This window comes from Nocardioides imazamoxiresistens (assembly GCF_032378595.1).
Lineage (GTDB): Bacteria > Actinomycetota > Actinomycetes > Propionibacteriales > Nocardioidaceae > Nocardioides > Nocardioides imazamoxiresistens.
Genome location: NZ_JAVYII010000008.1, coordinates 174,249 through 197,888 on the forward strand (window position 1 = coordinate 174,249; position 23,640 = coordinate 197,888).

A 23,640-nucleotide genomic window follows, 5' to 3' on the forward strand; every position below is an offset into this window, starting at 1 on the left:
CCTTGGGAAACGGCCCCTGACCTGCGGAGACGCAGGGCAGGGGCCGTTCTGCGTGGTGTCCGGGTGGCGTCGGCTGGAGGCCGTTCTGAGCGGTTGGATACGGGCATCTGTGTACGATGCGTGTACGAGTTTCGCCCGCTTGAGGCCAGCTGGGTCCAGCCGCGAATGCTGCTCAGAGACGGTTTCAGGCCTCGTCGGAGTCGATCATCGATTCCTCGATGCGACGCATGGCGCTCTCCGCGCCGCCGTCGATGCACTTCGCGTAGACGCGGAGCAGCACCTGGGTGCTGTGGCCGGCCCACTCGGCGACCTGTGCCGCCGGGACACCTGCGTTGAGCCAGGTCGAGAGGCATGCGTGCCGTAGGTCGTAGGGCCGCTTGGCCAGCGCGCTGTCGTACTCACGCGGGCTGAGCGCTTCTTGTCGGGCTGCCGACCATGCTCGGTAGATCGACTTCATGGACACGGCGTTGGCGTAGGGCGGTGGCAGCGGCCTGCCGGCCTTGCCTGTGCGTGTGACGAAGAGGAGGCCGTCGACGCCTGTCTCGAACTTAGCGAGGTGTGCGCGGAGGATCGCGACGAGATCGGGGTGCAGCGGCACCGTGCGAACCTCAGAGTCGGCACGGTGCTTCAGCGATCGCTGCTCCTCGGCCGCGCCGTCGTCGGTCCAGGCGGCGCCGGAGCTCTGTCGCGACCCCCTGAGGTCGGCCTTGCCCCATCCGCTGGTGGGCAGGGTGCAGTCGGAGACGGTGAGTGCGCGAGCTTCGGCGGGGCGGAGCCCGGCGTAGTAGAGCACGGCGAAGAAGGCATGGTGCGCCGGATCGTTGTGCCGCACTGCATCGAGCAGCACGCGTGCCTGCCGCGGGTTCACGACGGCCTGGCGGCTGACCACCGTCGTCTGGAAACGGTGGGCCGTCCGGATGCCGTCGAGCGGATTCGTCGTCAGATGACCTTGCTCGACCGCGAAGTGCAGGGCGTTGGTGAGCGTGGCGCGCTTGCGGGCGACTGTGGAGGGCTGTGCGGGACGGCCGTCGAGCGTGGTCGAGATCGCTTCTAGCGCCTGCCGTGCGACCTTCGGGTCGGCGAGGTCTGCCACGGGGCGAGAGTGGGCGCGCAGCCAGTCGAGGGCCACTTGAACATCGGGCGTGAGCGGGGCTTCACGTGTTGACGGGTTGAAGGCGTGGTGTCGGAGGACTGTGCGGAGGGTGCGCGCGTCGGGGCGAGCTGGTGACTGCGGACTCAGCGCGACCGTGACGTTGGCGAGCGCCTCGGCAATTCCCTTGCGGTGTCGAGGTGAGGCAGTCGTCCACTTGGCGTCGACGTACGCGGTCGCGTGGTCGAGCCAGGTGATCGCAGGTGCGGATGCCTCGATCGCCTCGAGCATCGTGACCGGAAGGCCGCTGGTGATGTCGAACGGCGTTCCCGCTCGCGTCGCGGAGACGAGGGAGGATCGGAAGGTGTCGGCGAGTTTGCGGGTCGCGAGCGTTCGGACGTGGCGCTTCGACGATGTCCGCCACCGCACCCGGTACCTCGTGGTGCGGGCGCCCTTCATTGTCTCGATGTCCCAGATACGCACGTCCGCCGTCGATGGTGAGGTATCGGTCATCGGAGGTCCTCCCGAGGTGGTGGTCGGGTCGGACGGAACTCCGGGGTTGTCTCGGCGACAAGCCCGCGGCGTAGATCTGGGGATGAGGTCAGGGCCATCCACAGGGCTGAGCGGTGGGGCTTGACGCGAGGGAGCCGGGATGGCGAGTCTGGGGCCGGGTTCCTTAGAAGTTCTTATAAACCTCCCGCTTTATAAATCGGCCTTAGAAGTCGAGGTGTGTCCGTGATCGACAGCCCGTACGTGCCGGGTTTCGGCGCCCGCCCGGTCGTGATGGTCGGTCGGGAGGCGCAGTTGTCGCGAGCGGGTGCGAGCTTGTCTCGGTCGGCGAACGCGGGTGCTGCGGCGCCGTCGGTGATGGTGCTGATCGGGACGCGCGGGATGGGCAAGACGGTGACGTTGGCGGCGATCGCCGACGACGCGCGGGCTCGTGGGTTCGCTACTGCTGAGGTGGTGTTCGACTCGGTGTCGGACACCGTCCGATTGGTGGCTGCGCGGGTGGCGGGTGCGGTGGCGCCGTACGAGCGTGAAGGCCGGCTGGTCGAGGGATGGCGGCGGATCCGGGCGCGGTTGGAGTCATTGTCGATCGAGGTCAGTGCCGGGATCGTCCGGGTCGGCCGAGAGCGGTCGGAGGGCGGGAGGGCGGGTCGGGAGACGGCTCAGGATCGCGACGTGCTCACGGCGTTGCTCGTGGAAGGTGCGCAGGCGGTCCTCGCGGGTGGCGGGACGGGCTTGGTGCTGCTGGTCGACGAGCTCCAGGAGGCGCAGCACGATCACCTCGTCGTGTTGGCCAACGCGTTGCAGACGGCTCTGTCGACCGGTGCGGGCGCGCCGCTGGCGGTGTTCGCGGCGGGTCTGCCGTCGACGCCGGAGCGGGTGACGGCTGCGGCGTCGTTCACGGAGAGATTCGACTTCCGGGTCCTTGGCCGGCTCAGCAACGATGCCGCACAGCGGGCGCTGCTCGAGCCCGCGCTGCAGGTGGGGGTGTCGTGGGACCCGTCAGCGGCTGACCGGGTGGTCGAGGCGGCGGGCGGGTCGCCGTACCTGATCCAGAAGATCGGCGACGAGGCCTGGCTCGCTGCGAGTCCCGACCGTGGGGCGGTGATCGGCGGAGCGGTCGTGGACGTGGCGTTGGCCGAGGCGAGCGCGAGCCTGGCCGTCGGGATGTTCCGTGGTCGGTGGACCAAGGCCACGCCCGCGGAGCAGGCGGTGATGGCCGCGGTCGCGCACGTGCAGGGCCCCGACGGCGTAGCCCTCTCGCGTGACATCAGCGAGGCGCTCGGGCGGACGACGCCGCAGTGGAGCGTCGCCCGCAAGGGCGTGATCGACAAGGGGCTCGTGGAGGCGGTCGGGACCGGTCGGCTGAGATTCACGATGCCCGGCTTCGCGGCCTTCGTCCGTGACATGGCAGGGCTCGGCACCGGCGGGACGTTGGACCGGCGCCGCCCACCGGGGATCACGCAAGGGACGGACGCATAGGCGGACTAGTCAGGCCAGCGCGCGGGCGGCTCCTTCGTCGCAGGTGTCGATCCAGGCGTCGAGGTCGCAGCGGCGGATGCGCAGTGCGCCGTTGGGGAGCTTGATGCAGCGAGGTGCTTTGCCGGCTGCCCGCCAGTCGTAGAACGTCGAGCGGGAGACGCCGAGCTCGTCGCAGACGTCGGTGACGGTCAGGTGGGTGGTGCCGGCCATGTCGTCCTCCCAGATGAGGTGCGGGTGAGTGACAAGCGGCTCTCGGCGGTGGTGGGCTGACACGGGGTGGCAGCTGCAGGTCGACGATCGGGACAACCCACGACGCTGTTCGGGCGCTCGTGTCAGTCGGCGGGCCGCGGGATCGGCTTGTCCATCGCATCCCCACACCGTTGGGGTTCGAGGGCAGGAGCAACGGCGTGACCGACGACGACTCTGTGGCGGACATCGGATCGGGCGTGGCGGGGGAAGTACGCCTCCGTAACCGCGAGGAACTGGTGGCCGCGGTGCCGCACGTGCTCGGGTTCCACCCGCGCGACTCGCTGGTGGTGATGAGCGTCGGCGGCAGCGGTCCGACGTTGCGGATCGACCATCCCCACGACCGAGAAGCGATCGCCGAAGTCGTGCACATCGCCACCGACCCCTTCCGGCGGCACGGCTACGGAAGGGGCGGGATCGCGGTCGTCCACTTCACCGATGACCATGAGCGCGCCGCTGCCCTGACCGGTCAGCTGGTCGCGGCGTACGTGGACATGGGGGTGACGCCGCTGATCGCGGTCCGCGCCGACAGTGATCGCATCGTCGACCTCGCGAGCGGCTGGGAAGGCCCTCTGCCGGAGGAGACACGCACCCGGATCGCAGCAGAGTGGGCGTACGCCGGCAAGCCTCAGCCCAGAGCGGACCGCTCCGCCCTCGCAGCGTCACTGCAGGTGGTTCCAACGCGCCAGGACAGGATTCTCCGCCACGTGGGTGCAGCGGTGCGCCGGTTCGAGACCCTGGAGAGCGCCGGAGCGCTGGCGAACGAGCGACGCTGGATGTCGGAGGCGATCAGCGGCTTCGAGGCGACCACCGTGCCGATCAAGGACGTTGACGCGACGCGGATGCTGGTGGCGCTCTGTCATCCGAAGCTTCGTGACGTCGCTTCGGCTGCACTCACCCGCGACAACTCGAGAGCCCACGTCGCGCTCTGGACCGACCTCGCTCGTCGTGCGCCCGAACCCGTACGGGACCACCCGCTCGCGCTGGTCGCCCTGAGTGCGTGGGTCAGTGGCAACGGCGCGCTTGCCTGGACCGCGATCGAGGCTGGCAACGAGCAGCACGGGCTCGCGCGGGTGACCGCGCGGATCTTGAAGTCAGGGCTCCCGCCGGCGGCCTGGGAGGCCGTACGTAGCCAGTACTTCGCTGAAAACACCGACAGTGCGGGTGCTCATGCTCGGTCGGCTGCAGGCCGCGTACGCCCCGCCCTGTGGGCGCCTGACCCACCCGCCACTGGAACCGGCCCGAGGCCGTCGGGCAGTCACGACCGGCCGCCGCCCGCCGGCCCATCTATCTGACCGCTCGATGATCGAGGAGAGACGAGTGCCCGAGTACGAAAAGAATCGGTACGACGATGCCGACCAGGTACTGCCTCCGTGGAGGGGGGTGGTGGCCCACACCGCGGTCGAGGACGACTTTGCTGGGGCCCGCGGGGTCGAACGATCTCGACCACTACTCGACGTAATTCACGATGAGGTGCCCGGAGCGCAAACGTGACCAATGTCCGGAAGCCAGTCGTGCACAGGCAAGGGACTCGCCAGCAGAAGCTCGAAGCAGCACGCCAGCGTCGACTCGATCTCGACCGTGGTGAACGCGACCGGGAGGAGCGGATCGACGCAGCAGTCGTCGACTTCGAGGAGGCTTGGTTGGCACGTGAGGAGGCCGTCGCCGCGACAGGTACCGCCGAGGCGCAGGCGGCTGAGGCTCTGCAGCGTCTGGTGGAGGAACGTGTCAACGTAGCAACGGCCGCCCAACTCACCGGAGTGGAACCGCCAATCCTTCGGCGTCTCCGCAGCGTTGGCAGCTCGGGCGAGCGCCTAGCCTGACTCGGGCTGGCGGCGTGGCATACGCGGCGGAAAGACGCAACTCTAAGCGGCCTGATTGCGGTAGAGAAGCGCGCCACGGATCGTAGAGTTGAACCGTGCTGACCGACGTGAAACTCGCACTGGCGGCACCCACTGGGTCGTCGAGGGTAAGGCCGACAGCGAAATGACCAACAACGTCGTGGTCGCGAAGGCGGACGCCGCCGGCGACTGGGTCCGAGCCGTGAGCGCAGCCCCAGTCATCCAGCCGCGATGGGCGTACGCACTCTGTTCGGAGACCGCGATCCGGTCCGCCTCCGACTGGCGGTCCCTGCTGGCGGCGTCTCCGACGCACCGCTGACCGACCCCCGACGTCCATTCCGATTCATCGAGCGCGGGAGGGAGCGAGCGTGGGCAAGAAGCAACGCCAGCAAAGAGCGGCTCTACGCCGCCGACTCGCAAGGTACCGCGGCGATGACCTGTGGGCGCTCGCTACCGCTGCGGGCGCTTCCCCAGGCGCCCGCCATAGGTGGGCGACTGTCGGACACCTGGTTTCGCAAGTGGCGCGATTCGACCGCGCTGGTGGGAGGCGTGTCGGGGCAGCCCAGCTCGACCAGATACTGGCCGATTGCGTTGAGGATGAACCCAGCTTGGGTTGGCTGGAGGACTTCGTGCCAGCGGACCCGCGAGACGTCGTGCGGATACGGCTCGGGCAGGGAACGTTGCGACTATTTCCTGGGTCCATCGAGCGGCCTGTTGCCGATGTGGACCGTTCCTTGATGGTGGCACGAGCCGTTGACCAGTTCCTGATTCCGCACAAGGGCTTCGGGGTCCGACACGTACTCGAAGTAGTTCTCAGGTACACGGACATCGCGATCGGGCTACTTGAGTCCGCTTGGCAGAACGGTGACATCGGGCGTGAAGGGCCGGTCGTCGTTGCCGCTGGCGAAGTCGATGCTGCTCGGCGGCTCATCGAGATGGGTACGCCGTCGCAACTGGAATCCACAACCGAGCACCGGCTGGCCCTCGAATGGCTGACTTGCGATGCGGGGGACTTGCCGTACGAGCCCTCGCACCCGCAGAGTCCCTTCGGGCGTTTTGCGCGGGTGCGGCCAGCAGACGGTCGGTCCCGGTGGTTGCCACCCGCGTTCTTGCCGGAGATTCTCGGCTTCGCTGTGAACGAACTTGCGTCAGAGGCGGCGGACCTGCCCGGCGCAAATGGCCAGTTCGCCCAGGAAGTCGCTGCCGAGACGCGCCGGATGCTGTGGCGCTTCGGTCCCCTTTACGGACCCGATGACGAAGCTGGTGCGCCTGTGGTGTCGGCCAGCAATGTTGTTCAGTGGGTCTCAGCCCCCACCCCGCGGCACGTGGTCCTAGTGCACGTTGTCTCTGGGCTTCGGTTGAACGAACTTCCGTTCAAAGACGAACCCGAGGCCCTCAGGGTCGCGAGAAAGCTATCCGCAGGCGAGTCGTCTCCAGTGGCTGTAATGATGCCCAACGGTCAGTTGCGAGTGGACCCAGATACCGTGGCGGTCCCGTTCCTCGTAGTCGGGTCGCCAGGACATGTTGCGGCGCCCCAAGCGCCGAGACTGCCTGGAATGTCCCTCGACGACTTGCGGTGGGCTGCTCGGAGTGCAGAATCGACTTCAGACCTCTTCACCTACTGCCGGGACATGTCACGACCCGACCTCCCTCCATTCTTCGGGTGGGAGGCCATCAACATCTGGGAGTGGTGGCGTGCCAACCGAAAGAGCGTGTTCAGCGGAGGGCAGGCACCTTCATTCATTTCGTTCACACCGCATGCAGGTGAGGCAGAGTGGCGCCGCGCTGCTGAACTGACGTCACTCGAGGCCGCGTTGGCCCGCCTGGACTTACCAAGCCTGCGTGACGTCGTCGGTATCGACCATGAGGACAAGAGCCCCCCGGTAATCTATCGATTCGCGACGGCGGTTGGCCCCGGTGAGGTGAGCTCAGCAAGCGCAGAGCGGGAGGCTTGGCACGAGCGGCCGGACCTCGAAGCCTGGACCGTGCACGTTGCCGGCGTACCGGTCGCAGTGTCGGCTCTCCGGCCTGACTGGGAGCAAGACTTTGTCGAGGTCCTTCACGACATGTCTGGCGCCTTCGGCTTCGCACTACGAGCCGTAGCCGATACCTGGGAAACAGCACACATCGGCACAGGCATCGTTGGCCATCTCATCGACTTGTCTCCCCAGCGCCTCGGAAGTGACGCGGGCTTCCTGCGGTGGGCAGAGACAGAGTCCGTAGAGCACCCTGACGGTGCGCTGGTTCACTCCACGTTGGAGGTCAACCAAGACGCGTTCGACGCCGAACACACCGACATCACCAGTGTTCTGCGTGACGAAATGGCCGAGGCGGCCATGGAGGTCTTGCGTGCCGCTGGATTGGGGGCCGATGCGGCTCGGTCGGTCGGCGACGCCTGGCGGGCGGCGCCCCCAATGTTGGCCGTACAGGTGCTGCGTCCGCCTACGGTGCGGAATGACCTCGTGAGCCCAGTGGAGCTGGACGAGGCACTCATCTCACAAGTGGACCGCCGGGTGGCCGAAGCGGTTCGCGCTGCCGGGGTCGAGCCCGGTGACTACACCGGGCGGCGTGCGAAGGACCTTGATCGCGATGTGCTGGCGCCCGCCGCGTTAGCCCAACTGAACGACACCCTGGCAGCGCACAACATGGATGACCTGGTTCGCTACGGCATGGAGCAGCTGGAACGTTGCCTGAACAGGAAGGACCGGGCACTTCGGGATGTTCGACAGTCAGCGGCGAAGCTCCAAATCGAATGGGACCCTGCCGAGAGATACCAGGAACTGGAAGCCAAGTACCTGTTGCTTCGAAGGTGCTGTGAAACAGCCATTGAGGCCTCGCTACGGTCTGCGGCTCATGGTGCGAAGCCCGTTGACTCCATCGCCTGGGGCGAGGTTCTGGCCGCTGCTCACGCATACCTAGCCGCCACCATGCGCAGCGAAGGCGTCCACCACCAGGTCAGCCCGACCCTGCTGCGCGTAAGCGAGTCTTGGGAGCTTTCTACCAAGAGGGATGACTCCGGGGAGGCCGCGCCGGCGGCCGCTGGCGGAGGCCGCGTCTACGACTTCGACGCACAAGCGCTGCGAAAGCTGAGAGCGACGGAACTGCTGTCCGCGGACCAGGAGGCCGACGAAGAAGATCTACTGGAGCTTGAGAACCCGGTGGAAGACGTGAGTGCGGTCGATGTTGTCCCGACGGACGGGGCCGCTGAGTCCGTGGCCGTCGCGGGCAGTGCGGATGCGGCAAATGCCTCCTCAACTCAAGACGGCGGCGGCCGCGAAGGCCCAGTAGACGCGGACGTTGATGCCGCCATGCTCGACGCCTACGGGGCCAGCGGCACGAATGTGTTGTCGGTCCTGTTTGCGCTTGCCCACTGGCCCCTCAGTGAGGACGACCCCGACGCAGTTGCCGTCGATCGCGAGGCGGTCATCGACCACGTTCTCGAGTACACGACTCTGGGAGAGGACCCCGAGGGGAGGGCCAAGGTTGAGGCGGCGGTGACGCTGCTGACCAGCACCAGTGCCGACTTGTCTGCGGAAGACTGGAAGCCGTGGCACGCGCGCAGCCGCAAGCGCCGCATCCTCATCCAGCCGCTGCCCACAATGTCAGATGGGCGACTCGTGGTGGGCCCACACCTTTGCCTTGGCGCACTCACTGTCTACCAGCGTTATCTCGACCAAGGCCAACTGCCTTGGAGTCAGCCGCAGCCTCCCGTACAGGTGGACCAAGCGCTAGAGAGGTTCCGCGATCGTCGGAACAAGGCGCTCGAACGTCAGGTCGGAACCTTGTTGCGCCAGCATGGGTGGTCAGTCATTGAGAACGTGAAGGAGAACAAGGCTCACCGGCTCAGCGTCCCCCGACTCCAGACGGAGATTGACGCGGTAGCTGGTAGAGCAGGTGACCCGAACATCTGGCTGCTCGAAGTCAAGGACCCCGCCGATGTGTTTGTAATCCCCGAGATTCGGCGAGCATTGGACAGCTTCTTTGTTGATGGGAAGAAGCCGGCGTACGCCACTCAACTTCAACGGAAGTACGAGGACCTGAAGGCGCATGCCGCGGCCGTCGCCGAGGCGCTTGGCCTTCCACCATCGCCGCCAGAGGCTCCGTATGTCATCAAGCCGATGTTCGTCACCCGAAGAGCCGTCCCTGCTGCTTTCGTCAGCGGACCGTTCCCGTTCGTCTCCCTGCCCCAACTGTTGGAAACAGTGGGCCACGCCTAAACCCGGGACGTCGAGGAGGTCCGGCTCGTTAGGTAGTGACTTCGCTTGGAGATCCCGAAGTGCGACGAAATCGTCGGTGTTTGTAGGTGCGTTTCTGATCATGGCACACCAGAACTCCCGCATGGACGACGAGCTGCTTTCGCTTGCATTCTCCCTGCACGCCAACCCAGGTGCCTATGCGCTCCTGATCGGCGCAGGCGCCTCGTTCTCCTCTGGCATCCCCGTCGCGTGGGACGTTCTGCTCGACCTCTGCCGGAAGGCGGCTGCCGCTGACGGTGAAAACATCGGCGAGGAAGCGCCTGACAAGTTGTGGGAACGAACTCGCCACCAAGAACCCACCTACAGCCGGGTGCTCGAACGTCTCGCTAAGACTGCGGCCCTCCGGCAGGCGCTCCTCAAGAGAGCTACTTCGAGGTCAGTGACGCCGACCGCGAGGCCGGCATCAAACAGCCGACCGCAGCGCACACGGGCATCGCCCGCTTGGTGGCCGTCGGCGCAGTCGAGGTCATCATCACTCTCAACTTCGACCGCCTTGTCGAACAGGCACTCCGGGCGGCTGGCATCGAGCCGACCGTCATCACCCACCCCTCCGAGATCGACGGGATGCGCCCGCTCCACCAGTTGGATTGCGTCGTCATCCATCTCCACGGCGACTACAAGAACCCTGACTCGATGCTCAACACCGAGGACGAGCTCGGCAGCTATGCCCCGGCCACCAAAAGGCTCCTCGAACGCATCCTGGAGGACTACGGCCTGCTCATGGGTCTGCTGCACGATCAGGTGACAGGTTGGGTCACGCAGCCTGAGTGGCTGGCGCGGTGATGATGGTCTCGAACTCAATGGGGGTCAATCGTCCGAGACCGGGCTGGCGACGACGCCGGTGGTAGGTGCGTTCGATCCAGGTCACGATCGCGATCCGAAGGTCCTCGCGGCTGGTCCAGGAACGTCGGTTCAGGACGTTCTTCTGCAACAGCGAGAAGAAGCTCTCCATGGCCGCGTTGTCGCCGGCCGCGCCGACCCGGCCCATGGATCCGACCATGCCGTGTCGGTTGAGTGCGGCCACGAATCTCCTGCTTCGAAATTGCGATCCTCTGTCCGTGTGAACCACGCAGCCGGCCACATCGCCGCGCCTGGCGGCGGCGTTGTTGAGCGCCGCCACCGCGAGCCGGGACTTCATCCTGGAGTCGATCGAGTAGCCCACGATCCGGTTGGAGTAGACGTCCTTGACCGCGCAGACGTAGAGCTTCCCTTCGGCCGTCTTGTGTTCTGTGATGTCCGAGAGCCACAACTCGTTCGGCGCCTTGTCGGTGAACTCGTGACGGATCACGCCGTGCTTGTCGACCACCGCGCAGAGGTCGTCGTGGACCGGCGGGCCGGGCTTCCCCTTCTGGTTGGCCTTGCCGCGCTTGGGCTTCCCGAACACCGACCACCAGCCCAGCTGCGAGCAGATCCGCCACGCCGTCCGCTCGGCCATCACCTCCCCGGCCTCCTTCGCTTCATCGACCAGAAACCGGTAGCCGAACTCCGGGTCGTCGCGGTGGGCGTCGAACAGGGCGTTGGCGCGGTAGGCCTCCTCGAGCTCGGGGGCGGTCACTGGCGCGGCGAGCCAGCGGTAGTAGGGCTGGCGAGCGATCTTGAGCACCCGGCACGTCACCGCCACGGGCACCCGCAACGGGGCGTCCTCGGCGGCCAGCTCGCGGACGAGCGGGTACATCATTTTCCCGGCAGGTTGGCCTGCGACAGATACGCAGCAGCCCGGCGGAGGACCTCGTTCTCCTGCTCCAGCAGTCGGATCCGCTTCTTCGCCTCACGCAACTCGGCATTCTCAGTTGCCGTCGTGCCAGGCTTCACGCCGTCCTCGACGTCGGCGGTCTTCATCCAGTTCGTCAGGCACGACTCGCTGATGCCGAAGTCGGCAGCGATCTGCTTGAGATGGACGCCCGGCTCACGGTTCCTCGCGACACGAACCACGTCGTCGCGGAACTCCTTGGGGTACGGCTTCGGCACACTGCACATCCTTCCAGCGGCACCCCTCGGCACCACAGATCAGATGTCACCTATCCGTGCAGCAGACCCGTTTGTGCGGCCGGCCAATCCGCGAGCGAAGCGCGGTCCGTGCCAAGATGCGTTGGTGGATGCGGGTACAGCCTGGGGCATTGTGGGGATCGCTGGCGCAGTCGCCGGAATTGGAGCAACGATCTACTTCTCTCGACCCTCTAAGCCCAAGGTGCAGGTTGAGGTGGCGAACGCGTTCGCTGCCTACGACACGAGGCTCGGAGATTGGTGCGTTTCCGTCGAGGCCATCAACCGCGGAGGCTCTGCGGTCACGATTGCCGGCTTCGGGTTCGAGTTCCCGAACCAGGGAAACCTCGTTCCGATCCGCACCGAGCCTGGTTCTACGCCACTGCCTCACAGGCTCGAACCTCATGCGAGCGCGACCTTCCTCATGCAGGCCGAAGGCATCCTGGCTGAGTGCGCTCAGCGCGGTGTCCACCCCTCCAGAATGAGGTCGTGGGTGAGGCTCCAGACTGGAAGGACCGTGTACGGCGCAGGGCCTCCGATCGAACCGGACTGACGGTTCAGCCCTCGCGTGTCCCTGATTCGGGCCTGCGCCCTGACGGGTGTGTCGCGGTGCGTTGGGCAGGTTCTTTCTGGAGCCAGCATCCGGCCACCCCGTGGCGCGCCCAGGGGACTCGAGGTCGCTCGTGATCTCGTCGAGCCCCCCGCGTTGATGCGGGTACCCGCGCTTGCTGGAACGGCCCGGCTCGTCGTCTTGCCTCGTGCCTGGAGCTGCACCAGCCTCGAATACCCCGATGCTGGTGTTGAATCTCCCGCGAGGGGCCAGCGCATGTCAGCGCTTCCCGATAGGTTGCCACGGACGCAGCAGGAAAGGGGGAGCAGTGGCGCTAACCACGTCCTTAGCAGGCCGGGTCCGGAACACCAGCTTGCCGAAGAGCCATGCCCTCTTGCCTCTACTCGAGGCGATCGTCAACGGCATCCAGGCGATAGACGCGCTGCCCGACGGCATCGATAGGCGCGGGCGGATCGACGTGAGGGTTCACCGCGACGGGCAGGAGCAGCTGGACCTCGGACCGGCCGGTCCCGGGCGCTCGCCCATGAGGCCAATCGTCGGCTTCACCGTGACGGACGACGGTGTGGGATTCACGCCGCAGAACATGTCCTCGTTCGAGACGCTGGACAGCGACTTCAAGTCGGACCTTGGCTGCCGCGGGGTCGGGCGTCTGCTGTGGCTAAAGGCGTTCGACAGGGTGTCGGTCCACAGCGCGTACGAGGACGAGGAGGGGGAACTCCGGGGACGGCAGTTCAAGTTCTCGGTCGAGCGCGAGGTCGAGCACGACGGTGAAGCCGACGGCTTTGCGCGCCCCGGTACGCTTGTGAGCCTCGACGGCTTCAAGAAGTCCTTTCAGCAGCACGCGCCGAAAGGCGTCGATGCCATCGCGCGTGATGTTTTCGAGCACTGCATCTGGTATTTTCTCAGGCCTGGCGGTGCGCCCTTCGTGACCATTTCGGACGGCGAGGAGAGTGTGTCGCTGGCCGACGTGATGGATGAGTTCGTCGCCTCGGCGATGTCGTCGTCAAGGATCCACGTCAAGGGCCAAGCGTTTGACATGTTGAACCTCCGCCTAAAGGCCACCGCGCGAAATTCTGTACCCCGACTTTTCTGGTGTGCGGCGAGTCGGGTCGTCATCGAGGAGAACCTGAGCGGGAAGGTGTCGGGACTCCACGGCAGGTTGACGGACGCCGCCTCTGGCCAATTCGTCTACGCGTGCTACCTGACCTCGGACTTTCTCGACGAGCGTGTCCGTTCAGACCGCACCGCATTCGACATCAGCGACCGCATCCCGGGGCAGCCGCTCGTTGACGACCTGTCGCTGGACGATATCCGCGAGGCAGTTCTCGATGAGGTCGGTGCGATTCTGAGAGGCCCGCTCGAGTCGGCCCGAGAACAGGGAAAGCAGCGGATACATGACTTCGTGACCAAGCGTGCGCCGCGGTACCGGCCCGTGCTCGCCAAGTTCGAGGAGCGCGGCATCACGCTCGATCCATCGGTCAAAGACCAGGACCTTGAGCTCCAGCTCCACCGGCACCTGCAGAAGATTGAGTCCGAAGCGTTAGTGGAGGGGCAGGAGATCTTCGCGGAGGCCGGTGCGGAGCCAGCGGAGGACTACGCGGAGCGACTCGCCGCCTACCTCTCCACTGTCAGTGAGATCAACCAGTCGGACCTCGCTGCCTACGTCTCGCGGCGCCGAACTGTCCTGGACCTGCTCGGGCGGCTGATCCGGGCCGACAAGGACGGGAAGTACAGCCGAGAAGACGCGATCCACTCGCTGATCGTTCCGATGCGGACTGATTCCAACGAGCTCTCGTCCGACGGATCGAATCTGTGGATTATTGATGAGAGGCTCGCATTTCACGACTACCTCGCGTCCGACAAGACGCTGAAGAGCATGCCGGTGACGGGGTCCGAATCCACGAAGGAGCCAGACATCCTCGCGACGCGGCTCATCGACTCGCCGGTGCTCGCAGCGGAGGGGCAGCGACTGCCGCTCGCCTCCATCGTTGTGGTCGAGATCAAGCGCCCGATGCGCAAGGACGCTACAGAAGACAAGAATCCGATCCAGCAGTGCCTCGACTACGTGAAGAGGATCCGGGCGGGAGGCGTCCTAACCGCATCGGGGAGACCGATCCCGCCGACTCAGGATTCGCCAGCGTTCTGCTACATCATCGCCGACCTGACGGACAAGATGATCGAGCGATGCGAGATTTCGAACCTGCGGCCGACCCACGATGGCCTTGGGTACTTCGGCTTCAACGACACCGCGAAGGCATATATCGAGGTCATGAGCTTCGACGGGCTGATCAACTCGGCTACAGAGCGGAACAGGGCCTTCTTCGACAAGCTGGGCTTGCCGTCCAGTTAGCGGACCGCTCCGAGGATCAGCTTTCAGCGGGTCAGTTTCATGATTGTCCACGATCCGACATCGCCCCACTTGACTGCCGTAGACCTGCCAGGCGTCAGGACTGTCCGGGGCTGAGTGACGGAATCGGCGTATTCGACTCGGTGGAGTGGACGTTTCCCATTCTGGGGGTAACGACCCGCCACCTATTCAGAGGGGCGGCCCACCGACATCCTTGCGCGCGGCGGGCCAGGGACTCGGTGTACGCCCGGCTGACGGTGTGGTGTCGAGTGCCGTCCGCAGCGCGGCCCGCTGCAGCGCGACGGTCGTAGGCGGCGGTGTCGGGACGAGCGCGGGCGCGTTGACGAGCTCGGTCAGGCTCCGCTCGATGGGGTGCCTGCGTCGGATCCGGCTGGGTGTCACGCCCGTAGCGGTGCGTTCGAGCAGCCCAGTCTCGAGTTGAAGCAGATCCCGGCGCAGCGAGACCGACAGGTTCCGAGTGACGGCGTGGCTGGTGCGGGTGATCTCGCGAAGGTCGTCCGGGGTCACGGCCGTCGGTGAGGTGAGCACGCCGGCTCGTCGCATGCGACCGAGGGACGAAGTGAGCTCGCCCTGCTGCCAGGTGATGCGGACGTTCGACTTCCGTTCCTCGGGGCGGAGGTCGACGAGATCGTGGATCTGCTCCTGGAGGTGGGCGAGCAGCTCGATCCGCTCGGTGAAGTGGTCGACGTACCGCTGGGTACCTCCGGGATCGCTCGGGTGGTCGGTGACCAGCGCGAGATGGCGGAAGCAGCGGTGGAGCATGAGCTGGCTGGCGACGACGCGCTTGGCGGTGGTGGCATCGATCGGCTCGTGGCTGTTCGAGAAGGCTTCGCGTGTTTCCCGGGGGCGCAGGTAGCGGGCGAGGTTGGCTTGGGCCGGCGCGATGTCGGCGGTGGTCCGCACGATCTTGACCGGGCCGAAGTGCTCGCTGAGAGGGACGCCGGGTACGGCGCGGTCGGGTAGGTCGCTGGTGCCGTACCAGGACGCGACTCGGGCGCACTGTGAGGCGAGCATGCGTCTTTCGGTGAGACCGATGGCGTGGTGCGCGGCGGTGCCGTTCGAGAGATGCGGCGCCTCGTGCGCGTTGAGGAGCCCGACCTCGGCGAGTCGCTCGTCCAGCACCAGGACGGCTTCGAGCGTGGTGGCGCTGTCGCGGACGAGCCACCATCCTGCGGCGTCGTCGCGGAGCCAGGTGCGCTGTTGGGCGCTGTCGAGAGCGTGGGCGGCTGCAAGCAGCGAGGTGGCTGACTCTCGCCACATCTCGACCGTGGGGTGCGCACTCGGGGTGCCGAGCGCATCGACGGATCCGTCGTAGCTGCCCGGCGGCAGTGTCGGAAGTTCGAATGCCATCTGGTCGAGGAGTGTGGGGAGTCGCTCGTTGGCCTCTGTCAGTGCGACGACGCTGAGACGGCCGGGGTGGTTGTGCGCCGGGTAGTGGTTGTTGAGACCTACCGTCCGCAGCTGTTGCCGGAGCGCGTCGATGACCGCGTCACGACATTGCAACATCTGGTCGACATCGTCGGCGATCACTGGCAGATCGTCGCTGGCGATGAGCAGGCGCAACATCGTGGCGGCGGACTCCTGCAGTTCGCCGTACGTTCGGGGCGGCCGGTACGACGGCATCCGCCCGGCTGGCACACGGGGTGTGATTGTCGACAGCTGCGAGCCGTCCGGTCCGTCGGCGCGGTTGGTCATGGACGGACAAGCGCCCGCGGCCAGAACCTCGGTGACGCCCGAGGCGGAGGCTGTGATCGATTGCGATCGTCCGAAGGCTCACCAGCGCGGTTGCTCGCTGCCGGTGAGCAGGTCGAGGGCATCCTGCGCGTGGACGCAACTCCGCCCCGCGCTCAACGCATCCGTGAGCGTGGCAGCGATCCGCTCGAGGCGACGCAGACCGACGACGACGAATCGGACCCGGTCGGCGAAGTCGAGAGCCGACTGCTCGGCCTCGGCGACCGCGTCGCGGTATCCGATAGTCACCCTCTCGCCCGTCACGGGCTGCCGCATGCCGTTGTCGGTCAGCTCGATGCGGGCGAGGACCAGGTGCGAGATCGCGATCTTCTCGGCCTCGGTCGTCGCAACCGTCTCCAGGACATGGAGGTGGGCGTGCAGCACGAGCCACAGCTCGTCGGACGAGCGGTCCGGCGCAGGGTGGACGGCGGGGGCGATTGCGGGGACGACGCGGGGATTGATCACGGGCATCTCCTTCATGGGAATCGAGTGCCCTCCAGCCTGCGACCGGCGCCTGTTCGGTGCGCGGACTGATGTCGATTCTGTGGAATGTCGCCAGCGATCTCCCCGGTCTGTGGAAGACCTGATCGTCGAATGACGCGCATCGATCAATGTAAACCTCTTCGAACGCCAAGGCAGTGTCATTGCGCCGTCGCGCGAGTTCGTTGCATGATCCCGACACTCGTTTCGCGCTGCCAGCAGGTCAGACGGTCCAGAACCTGCGGCTCGTGAGGCGTGAATGCCACCATTCTCGGGAGGAACCGTGGCGCAGAATCGATTGTGGTGCGCGGTGGGTGTCACCGCGGGTCGACTTCCACGTGCCTGTACGCGCATGGGATCAACGACCGCACGGGTCGCCGTTGTGGCCAGCACGATGTCCGCCACTCTTGCCGCGTGCACGGGAGATGACGCCCCCGACGCCACCCCGTCCGAGCCTTCGACGGCCACCTCCTCCGCAGTTGAGGCGCCGACTGACGAATGGCGGGAAGAGTTCTCGACCGAGGATCTTCAGGCGTACGACGCCGCTCTGGCTGCGTTCGAGACGTACGAGGACCAGAGCCTCGCTTACTGGGAGGCGGGTGTCGCCTCGCCCGAGGCGGAGGCGTTCTTCTCGCGGTGGTGGTTCGCTCCCATGCTGCCGATGAACCTCCTGCAGACCTACGAGGCGTCGGAGGTCGTGGTCGATGGCGACGTCACCGTCCTCGAGTCGCGAGCCCAGTCGGTCGGTGCAGACGGTGTCGACGTCGAGATCGTCCAGTGCGTCGACCCGACCACTCGCACCGTCACGCAGCGAGGAACGCCCGCGCCGGGCGCAGCAACGGAGCCCTTGGCGCGCATCGTCTCCTTGAGTCAGGACGGCGACGGAAACTGGCGCCTGACATCTCTCCCCACCACCGAAGATCCCTGCTGATGTTTGCCCGGGGGTGGGCGACCGCGGTCGGGCTGTTGACTGCATCAGCGGGAACGCTCGTCGTGCTCACGGCGCCGACGGCGCAGGCGAACGGGTGCGTGGACTCCGAGGTGCCCATCGCGGACCCGCTCGGCGGTGGCGTCATCTGCGTGCCGGCGATCGACCCTGGCGGGGGTGGTGACGCAGGTCCGATCGACGCTGGCGGCGGGAGCACCGCCACCTGTGCGTTCCGCGACCAGGAGATCCCATGTCAGCGCGACGGCGCGTACTGGATGCCCCAGCACAGCTGCTACGCCGGTCCGATGTCGCCGCAGCCGTCGCCGGCGAGCACGCTGTGGGGTGAGAATGATCCTGCCTCGGGTGCGGTGTGGACGTGCCTGTGGGGGCCGACGAATCCCCTCCCGGTCACCACCGTCATCAACTTCTTCGTCCCTGCGACCGCGGCCCCACTTCCTGATCCCGCTGTCCTCGCGCAGCGTGCGCTCGACACCATGCAGCTCGCGACCGCAGAGGTGAACCTCGCGCCCGCACCGCCCGACATGACCTATGTCGGCCTGGAGACGTGGCTCTGGGTCCCTGCCACCCAGTGGGCCCCCCTCACGGAGTCGGTGACCGCAGGTACGACGACCGTGACGGTGACCGCCGTGCCGCAGCGCGTCACGTGGGATCTGGGCGCAGGCACGACGACGTGCACCTCGCCCGGACGCGCGTGGTCCAGCACCTATAACTCATCGGCCGATACGGACTGCTCGTTCACCTACGACCGTGTGAGCAGCGAGGTGGGCTTCCCTGTCACCGCGACGCTCGTCTATCGGGCCGACTGGACCTGCGCCGGAGCCTGCCTCGCCGATGCCGGAAGCCTCGACGAGGTCGACGGCGTACCGGGAGTGAGCGCGATCAGAGTCAGCGAACGCCAGTCGGTCGTCATCGGCTGAGACCAGACCCAGGGGGACACGTGAGCACGTCGTACAGCACAAGGTCCACGCTGCCTCCTGCCGCTGGCGGTATCGCCGCCGGGGGCGCCGGTCGACCGACAAGCCAAGGCGCGAGCCTGGGCGGAGGTAACCGATCGCGTGCCCTGGTGGGTCTCAGCATCATCCTGGTCGTCGGATTCGGACTCCTGGGTGGCTACCTCGTGAGTACCGCCGGTGATCGCGTCGCGGTCGTCACGGTGAGCGGGAACCTCGCCGAGGGCGAGCGGATCGAGGCGGGTGACCTCGCCGAGGCCTCGGTGAGTGGGGTCGCCGGAGCCATCAGCTTCGACGAGGTGGACGACCTCGTGGGACAGATCGCCGCCGTGGACCTCGTCGACGGACAGGTCCTGACCGCGGCGATGCTGACGAGCGACCCACTCCCGGGCGCCGGGCAGGCGGTCGTCGGTCTCGCACTCGACACGGCGCGGGCACCAGCGGCCGGCCTACGCCCGGGAGACCTCGTCACCGTCATCGCAGTCGCTCCGGTCGACGCGGCAGCTACCCCGGAGGATCTCGATGCGCCGACCGTGCTCGCCGAGAGTGCGCAGGTCGCCAGCATCGGTGGCTCCACCAGCCTCGACGGCAGCGACGCCCCAGACGGAGGAGTCTCGGCCGGCGGTCAGGTCGTGCTGACACTGCTCGTCGACGAGAGCGACGCAGCGCGTCTGGCGGCGTACTCGACGGCCAACCAGGTCGCCCTCGTCCAGACGAGCCCCGTCGCAGACGATCAGGGCGAGGGGTGACCGGATGGCTGTCATCGCGATCGCGTCCTTCAAGGGAAGCCCCGGCGTGACCACCACGGCGCTCGCCCTCGGCGCCGTCTGGCCGAGAGCGACCGGGCGCTGTGCCGTGGTCGTCGAGGCGGATCCGTCCGGCGGAGACCTGGCCTACCGGGCCATCACGCCGCAGGGCCGTCCTCCCGCCGACACTCCGAACCTCGTGACGCTCGCTGCAGGTGTCCGCAAGCACGTCCAGCAAGCTGAGCGCGCTCGGGGCGTCGTCGCCGTCCACTCGCAGCGCCTGGCATGCGGAGCAGCCGTGGTGCTCGGTATGGGAACGCAGGTGCAAGCACGCGGGCTCGCTGCGCTGTGGCAGCCCCTCGCCGACGCGTTCGCGCGATCGGCGGACGACGTCCTCCTCGACCTCGGGCGCCTCGACCCCGCCCACCCTGCGTTCGTTCTCGCACGATCCGCGGACCTCGTCGTCCTCGTGCTCACGGCTTCGATGGGCAGCGTTCTGCACGCTCGCAACAACATGGCGTCAATGGCCTCCGGGCTCGCCGGCCGACCCACCGGCCCCGCGATCTGTCCGGTGCTGGTCGGCCCTCGCCAGAGCGCTCTGCGAGATGCGGTGGAGGTGACCGAGCTTCTCGTAGGGTCGGGGGCGCCGCTTCATCCGGTGATGACGCTCGCCGACGACGCCCGCGCGGTAGCCGCGCTGGTCGACTCGGCGCTCACACCGAGGCTCGCACGCTCCACACTGCTGCGGAGCGTGTCGGACGTTGCCGTGCAGCTCGCTGATCGGCTCCCGCCTGCCGCGCGGGACCACCGCATCAACACGACCCAGCCAGGGGTGTCACGTTGAGCAGCCGTGCACCGAACGGTGCGTCGAACGCCGGGGCGAACCTTGCGGCGATCGGCAGCGACCGGCTGGCTGTGCGGCCCTCGATCGACCTGACGATCGTCCAGCGTGTGCACCAGCAGGTCGCCGATCAGCTCCAGGCCGAGCAGACGGACCGGAGACGGCGAGGAGACGACCGGTTGGAGGGGCCGGCCGAGCGTCAGTACGTTCGGTTCCTTCTTGCGCGGGCCATCCGCGACCTCGCTGCTGATCGGATCAACGCTGGCCTCGAACCTCTGCGTGTCGACGAGCAGGTCGACGAGGAGGCCGAGCTGTTCGGGGCCGTCCAGGCACGGATGTACGGCGCTGGTCGACTGCAGTCGCTCCTGGATGACGTGACGGTGCAGGACGTGTTCATCAACGGAGCCGACAACGTCTTCGTGATCCGCACCGACGGCGAGAAGGAGCGGGTCGCGCCCGTCGCGGAGTCCGACGACGAGCTCGTGCAGATGGTCTCCACGCTCGGCGCCTACGCCGGGATCAGTTCGCGGGCGTGGGACCCCGCTAACCCCCGGATCCTCTTGCGCCTGCCTGGTGGCGCGCGTCTCTCCGGAGTTCTCGGTGTGACTGCTCGCCCCTCCGTGTCCATCCGCCGGCATTCGGCGGAGGCGTGGACGCTGGCGGAGCACGTCTCGGTGGGGTCGATCAGCGCCGAGGTCGCCGACTTCCTCGCCCGCGCGGTCGCCGCCCGGCTCAACATCGTGTTCGCCGGGGCCACCGGCTCCGGGAAGACGTCGCTGCTCCGCTCCGCGACGGCCGAGTTCGCCACCTGGGAACGGGTGGTCACCGTCGAGGCGGCCTTCGAGCTGGGGCTCGACAGGTTCCCTGACCGGCACCCGGACTGCGTCGCGCTCGAGGAGCGACTGCCGAACTCCGAAGGCAGCGGTGCCGTCACGCTCGCCGAGTGCCTTCGCACGACGCTGCACATGAAGCCCGACCGGATCGTGCTGGGCGAGGTGCTGGGGCCGGAGGTCGTCACGATGCTCAACGCGATGACGCAGGGCAACGACGGCGCCCTGTCGACCATCCACGCCCGGTCGGCCACCGACGTCTTCGCACGGATCGCGACGTACGCCGTCCAGGCCGCCGAGCGGCTGCCGCGCGAGGCGACCCACCAGCTCATCGCCAGTGGCATCGACCTGGTGGTGTATCTCGAGCAGGATCCGCGGTCGAAGCGCCGCCGCGTCCGGGAGATCGTCGAGGTCAACGGCTTCGACAACGGCGCCGTGCTCTCGTCCCGCCTGTTCGACGTGCCCAGCGACGGGGTCGGCGATCCGGCCGCCGTTGCAAGCTGGACTGGAGTCGTACCCCAGCGCTTCGACCGCCTGTCTGTCGTGGGGTGGGTTCCGCCTCACGCCGCTGAAGGCACGTCGTACGGCGGGTGGAGCCGATGAGCTCCACCCCTCTACTCGTCGTCGCCCCCGCGCTGGGTGTCGTCGTCGGTCTCCTCGTCGGCGCTGCGATCGCGATGCTCATCGCTGCCGTCGCGGGCTGGCACCCCCGGCGTACGACGCCGCGGCAGCGCTCACGGACGGGCGAGCTGCTCCTCGGGTCGACGGCCCGTCGGCGGCTCGAGCTCGCGGGAGCCGTCGGAGTCGGCGTGCTGGTGCTCACCGGTTGGCCCGTGGCTGCTGTCGCCGGGGGAGTCGCGCTGTGGTTGTGGCCCACGATGTTCGGCGGCGCGCGCGAGGGAGCCGCTCAGGTGGAGCGCCTCGAGGCGATCGCCGTGTGGGTCGAGTCGGTCCGCGACACGATCGCCGGTGCGGTGGGCCTCGAGCAGGCACTCGACCACTCCGTCGACGTGGCTCCGGCGGTTCTGGTGCCGTCGCTGCGTCGGCTGCAGGGTCAGTTGCGCGCCCGCGTCCCGCTCGCCCTCGCGCTGGACGACTTCGCGGCCGAGCTCGACGACCGCAGCGCGGACATGGTGGTTGCTGCGCTGAAGCTCAGCGCGCAGCTGCGCGCCGAGGGGCTCGCGCCCGCTCTCTCGGCGCTGGCTCAGTCGACGCGACAGGAGCTCGAGATGCGGCGACGCATCGAGGAGGGGCGCAAGAAGATCCGGCGGACCGCCCGCCACATGATGGTGATCGCTGGGGTCCTCGCCGGCGCGATGACGATCGGCGCACGGCAGTACGTCGAGCCCTATCGGTCCCTCACCGGTCAGGTCGTCCTCGGCGTCGTTCTCTGCCTGATCGCCGTCGGCCTCGTCTGGCTCCGGTCCGCAGCGATCCTGAGGCAGCCGGAGCGATTCCTCGCCTCGCACCACGAGGGCGCCGCATGAGCGCCGTGACGCTCGGAATCGTGATCGGTTCCGCACTGGGCGGTGCCTGCGCCCTGCTCGTCCACGCCGTCGTCGCTCCGCGCCCAGCGCTCGCGGTGACCATCCGACGGTGGGAGCGGGGCCGAGCAATCGCGTCCGCCCCGGCGGTACCCGTCGGCACCTCGGGAGCTCGGTTCGGCGCGATCGCCGAGCGGCATGGGGCGCGGTTGCTCGCGGTGACGGAGGGATGCGGCATGCCACTTGCCGCTCTCCGCGCGGATCTCGCCCTGCTGGACATGAATGCCGAGCGGTTCTTCACGAAGAAGGTGCTGCTCGCGATGGCGGGGTCGATCGGGCCGAGCCTGCTGTCGGGCCTCGCCCTCGCTGCAGGCTCCACCGTCAGCATCACCACCCCGGTGACCGCCGGGGCGATGTTCGCGCTCATCGGCTTCGTCCTCCCCGACCAGCAGGTCCGCAGCAGGGCCAGCGAGCGTCGCGCAGCACTGCGTCTCGCTCTCTCCAGCTACCTCGATCTCGTCGCGATGAGCCTGTCCGGCGGGCGTGGCGTCCCCGAAGCGCTTCCCGCCGCTGTCGGGATCGGCGGGGGATGGGCCTTCGAGCTTCTCGGCGACGCGATCAGCCGCGCGCGCTATCTCGGCGTACCGCCGTGGCGTGCGTTGAGCGAGCTCGGCGATCGCACGGGCGTGCCGGAGCTCGTCGAGCTCGGCAAGGCACTCACGCTCGTCGCCGACGACGGCAGCAAGGTCCGTACCTCCCTGGTGGCGCGGGCTGCCAGCGCCCGACAGCGCCAGCTCGCCGAGGCCGAGTCTGCAGCGGAGCAGGCCGACGGGTCGATGAACCTCGCCCTGTTCGTCCTGTTCGCAGGCATCTTCCTCTTCATCCTCTATCCCGCCGTCGCCGTCGTGATGGCGCTCTGAAGCACGTCTGAACTCGGGTCAGAAAGGACTCACCATGAGGAACCCCACCGGTACGCCGAGGCAGCTCGACGACCTCGTCGCTCTGGTCGCCACGCTGGTCGTCACGCTGAGGTGGTCGATCGCCGCGCTCGTGCTGGGCACGCGGAGTCGCCGCGGCCAGCGCGGCGCCGTCGAGCTGACCACCGTGCTCCTGCTCGCCGGCGGCATCGCCGCCGCGACCTTGCTCGTCGTCGAGATCCTCACGGGCAAAGTCACCGACCTAGCGTCGGGCATCCCCACGCAGTGACCGGCCCTCTCATGACGAGAACAGCAATGGACCGCCGGCGCGGCCAGTGCGGCGCATCGGCCCTCGTTACCTCGGTCCT

The 23,640-nt window shown here is 67.4% G+C and carries 20 protein-coding genes; 15 read left to right on the forward strand and 5 right to left on the reverse strand.

Features of this window, described 5'->3' with window-relative positions; translation table 11 throughout:
- Positions 1 to 184: 184 nt before the first annotated feature.
- A complete protein-coding gene (locus RDV89_RS17380) occupies positions 185 to 1,603 on the reverse strand; it encodes a tyrosine-type recombinase/integrase (protein WP_315735051.1) in 1,419 nt (472 codons plus the stop codon).
- Positions 1,604 to 1,819: 216 nt separating this feature from the next.
- On the opposite strand from RDV89_RS17380, the gene RDV89_RS17385 reads away from it, so the two are divergent.
- The gene (locus tag RDV89_RS17385; protein WP_315735053.1) at positions 1,820 to 3,079 is read left to right on the forward strand and encodes a DUF8462 domain-containing protein; all 1,260 of its coding nucleotides are present in this window, start codon (positions 1,820 to 1,822) and stop codon (positions 3,077 to 3,079) included.
- A 9-nt stretch (positions 3,080 to 3,088) separates the two neighbouring features.
- Here the strand turns inward: RDV89_RS17385 and RDV89_RS17390 are convergent, their stop codons facing one another.
- Positions 3,089 to 3,289: a helix-turn-helix transcriptional regulator gene (locus RDV89_RS17390; RefSeq protein WP_315735055.1), complete on the reverse strand. Its 201-nt coding sequence runs from the start codon at positions 3,287 to 3,289 to the stop codon at positions 3,089 to 3,091.
- Between the two features lie 197 nt (positions 3,290 to 3,486).
- On the opposite strand from RDV89_RS17390, the gene RDV89_RS17395 reads away from it, so the two are divergent.
- The 4 genes from RDV89_RS17395 (at position 3,487) to RDV89_RS17410 (ending at position 10,205) form a co-directional block, all read left to right on the forward strand.
- Complete coding sequence (locus RDV89_RS17395) at positions 3,487 to 4,620, forward strand: DUF4192 domain-containing protein (protein WP_315735057.1); 1,134 nt, start codon at positions 3,487 to 3,489, stop codon at positions 4,618 to 4,620.
- Between the two features lie 195 nt (positions 4,621 to 4,815).
- Positions 4,816 to 5,148: a hypothetical protein gene (locus RDV89_RS17400; RefSeq protein ID WP_315735059.1), complete on the forward strand. Its 333-nt coding sequence runs from the start codon at positions 4,816 to 4,818 to the stop codon at positions 5,146 to 5,148.
- Between the two features lie 755 nt (positions 5,149 to 5,903).
- Entirely contained in the window at positions 5,904 to 9,383 is a 3,480-nt protein-coding gene (locus tag RDV89_RS17405; RefSeq protein ID WP_315735061.1) for a hypothetical protein, read from the forward strand.
- A 483-nt stretch (positions 9,384 to 9,866) separates the two neighbouring features.
- On the forward strand, positions 9,867 to 10,205 hold the full coding sequence (locus tag RDV89_RS17410; protein ID WP_315735063.1) for an SIR2 family protein: 339 nt from the start codon (positions 9,867 to 9,869) through the stop codon (positions 10,203 to 10,205).
- On the opposite strand, the gene RDV89_RS17415 is transcribed toward RDV89_RS17410, so the two are convergent.
- Positions 10,177 to 11,390, reverse strand: a protein-coding gene (locus RDV89_RS17415) for an IS3 family transposase (protein ID WP_315735064.1) whose coding sequence is annotated in 2 segments (ribosomal slippage) — positions 10,177 to 11,103 and positions 11,106 to 11,390 — 1,212 coding nt in all. Because the reading frame shifts where the segments join, the coding sequence is not laid out codon by codon here. The two genes, RDV89_RS17410 and RDV89_RS17415, sit on opposite strands and share 29 nt — an antisense overlap.
- A 151-nt stretch (positions 11,391 to 11,541) precedes the next feature.
- Between RDV89_RS17415 and RDV89_RS17420 the strand changes: the two genes are divergently transcribed.
- Together RDV89_RS17420 and RDV89_RS17425 are read left to right on the forward strand one after the other, a co-directional pair.
- Entirely contained in the window at positions 11,542 to 11,958 is a 417-nt protein-coding gene (locus RDV89_RS17420) for a hypothetical protein (RefSeq protein WP_315735066.1), read from the forward strand.
- 370 nt (positions 11,959 to 12,328) lie between these two features.
- Positions 12,329 to 14,326, forward strand: a complete 1,998-nt coding sequence (locus tag RDV89_RS17425; RefSeq protein WP_315735068.1) for an ATP-binding protein — start codon at positions 12,329 to 12,331, stop codon at positions 14,324 to 14,326.
- A gap of 186 nt (positions 14,327 to 14,512) precedes the next feature.
- On the opposite strand, the gene RDV89_RS17430 is transcribed toward RDV89_RS17425, so the two are convergent.
- Entirely contained in the window at positions 14,513 to 16,039 is a 1,527-nt protein-coding gene (locus tag RDV89_RS17430) for a hypothetical protein (protein WP_315735070.1), read from the reverse strand.
- 78 nt (positions 16,040 to 16,117) lie between these two features.
- Positions 16,118 to 16,555: a hypothetical protein gene (locus RDV89_RS17435; RefSeq protein ID WP_315735072.1), complete on the reverse strand. Its 438-nt coding sequence runs from the start codon at positions 16,553 to 16,555 to the stop codon at positions 16,118 to 16,120.
- A 382-nt stretch (positions 16,556 to 16,937) separates the two neighbouring features.
- On the opposite strand from RDV89_RS17435, the gene RDV89_RS17440 reads away from it, so the two are divergent.
- The 8 genes from RDV89_RS17440 (at position 16,938) to RDV89_RS17475 (ending at position 23,561) form a co-directional block, all read left to right on the forward strand.
- On the forward strand, positions 16,938 to 17,486 hold the full coding sequence (locus RDV89_RS17440; protein WP_315735073.1) for a hypothetical protein: 549 nt from the start codon (positions 16,938 to 16,940) through the stop codon (positions 17,484 to 17,486).
- A gap of 98 nt (positions 17,487 to 17,584) precedes the next feature.
- Positions 17,585 to 18,421, forward strand: coding sequence for a hypothetical protein (locus RDV89_RS17445; protein WP_315735075.1), 837 nt, complete (start codon positions 17,585 to 17,587; stop codon positions 18,419 to 18,421).
- 146 nt (positions 18,422 to 18,567) lie between these two features.
- Positions 18,568 to 19,203, forward strand: coding sequence for an SAF domain-containing protein (locus RDV89_RS17450; protein WP_315735077.1), 636 nt, complete (start codon positions 18,568 to 18,570; stop codon positions 19,201 to 19,203).
- A gap of 4 nt (positions 19,204 to 19,207) precedes the next feature.
- Complete coding sequence (locus tag RDV89_RS17455) at positions 19,208 to 20,044, forward strand: CpaE/TadZ family protein (RefSeq protein WP_315735078.1); 837 nt, start codon at positions 19,208 to 19,210, stop codon at positions 20,042 to 20,044.
- The gene (locus RDV89_RS17460) at positions 20,041 to 21,474 is read left to right on the forward strand and encodes a TadA family conjugal transfer-associated ATPase (protein WP_315735080.1); all 1,434 of its coding nucleotides are present in this window, start codon (positions 20,041 to 20,043) and stop codon (positions 21,472 to 21,474) included. The genes RDV89_RS17455 and RDV89_RS17460 overlap by 4 nt, the downstream gene beginning before the upstream one ends.
- Positions 21,471 to 22,358, forward strand: coding sequence for a type II secretion system F family protein (locus tag RDV89_RS17465; RefSeq protein WP_315735082.1), 888 nt, complete (start codon positions 21,471 to 21,473; stop codon positions 22,356 to 22,358). The genes RDV89_RS17460 and RDV89_RS17465 overlap by 4 nt, the downstream gene beginning before the upstream one ends.
- The gene (locus RDV89_RS17470) at positions 22,355 to 23,275 is read left to right on the forward strand and encodes a type II secretion system F family protein (RefSeq protein ID WP_315735084.1); all 921 of its coding nucleotides are present in this window, start codon (positions 22,355 to 22,357) and stop codon (positions 23,273 to 23,275) included. Before RDV89_RS17465 ends, RDV89_RS17470 begins: the two co-directional genes overlap by 4 nt.
- 34 nt (positions 23,276 to 23,309) lie before the next feature.
- Positions 23,310 to 23,561, forward strand: coding sequence for a hypothetical protein (locus tag RDV89_RS17475; RefSeq protein WP_315735085.1), 252 nt, complete (start codon positions 23,310 to 23,312; stop codon positions 23,559 to 23,561).
- The last annotated feature ends 79 nt before the right edge of the window (positions 23,562 to 23,640 follow it).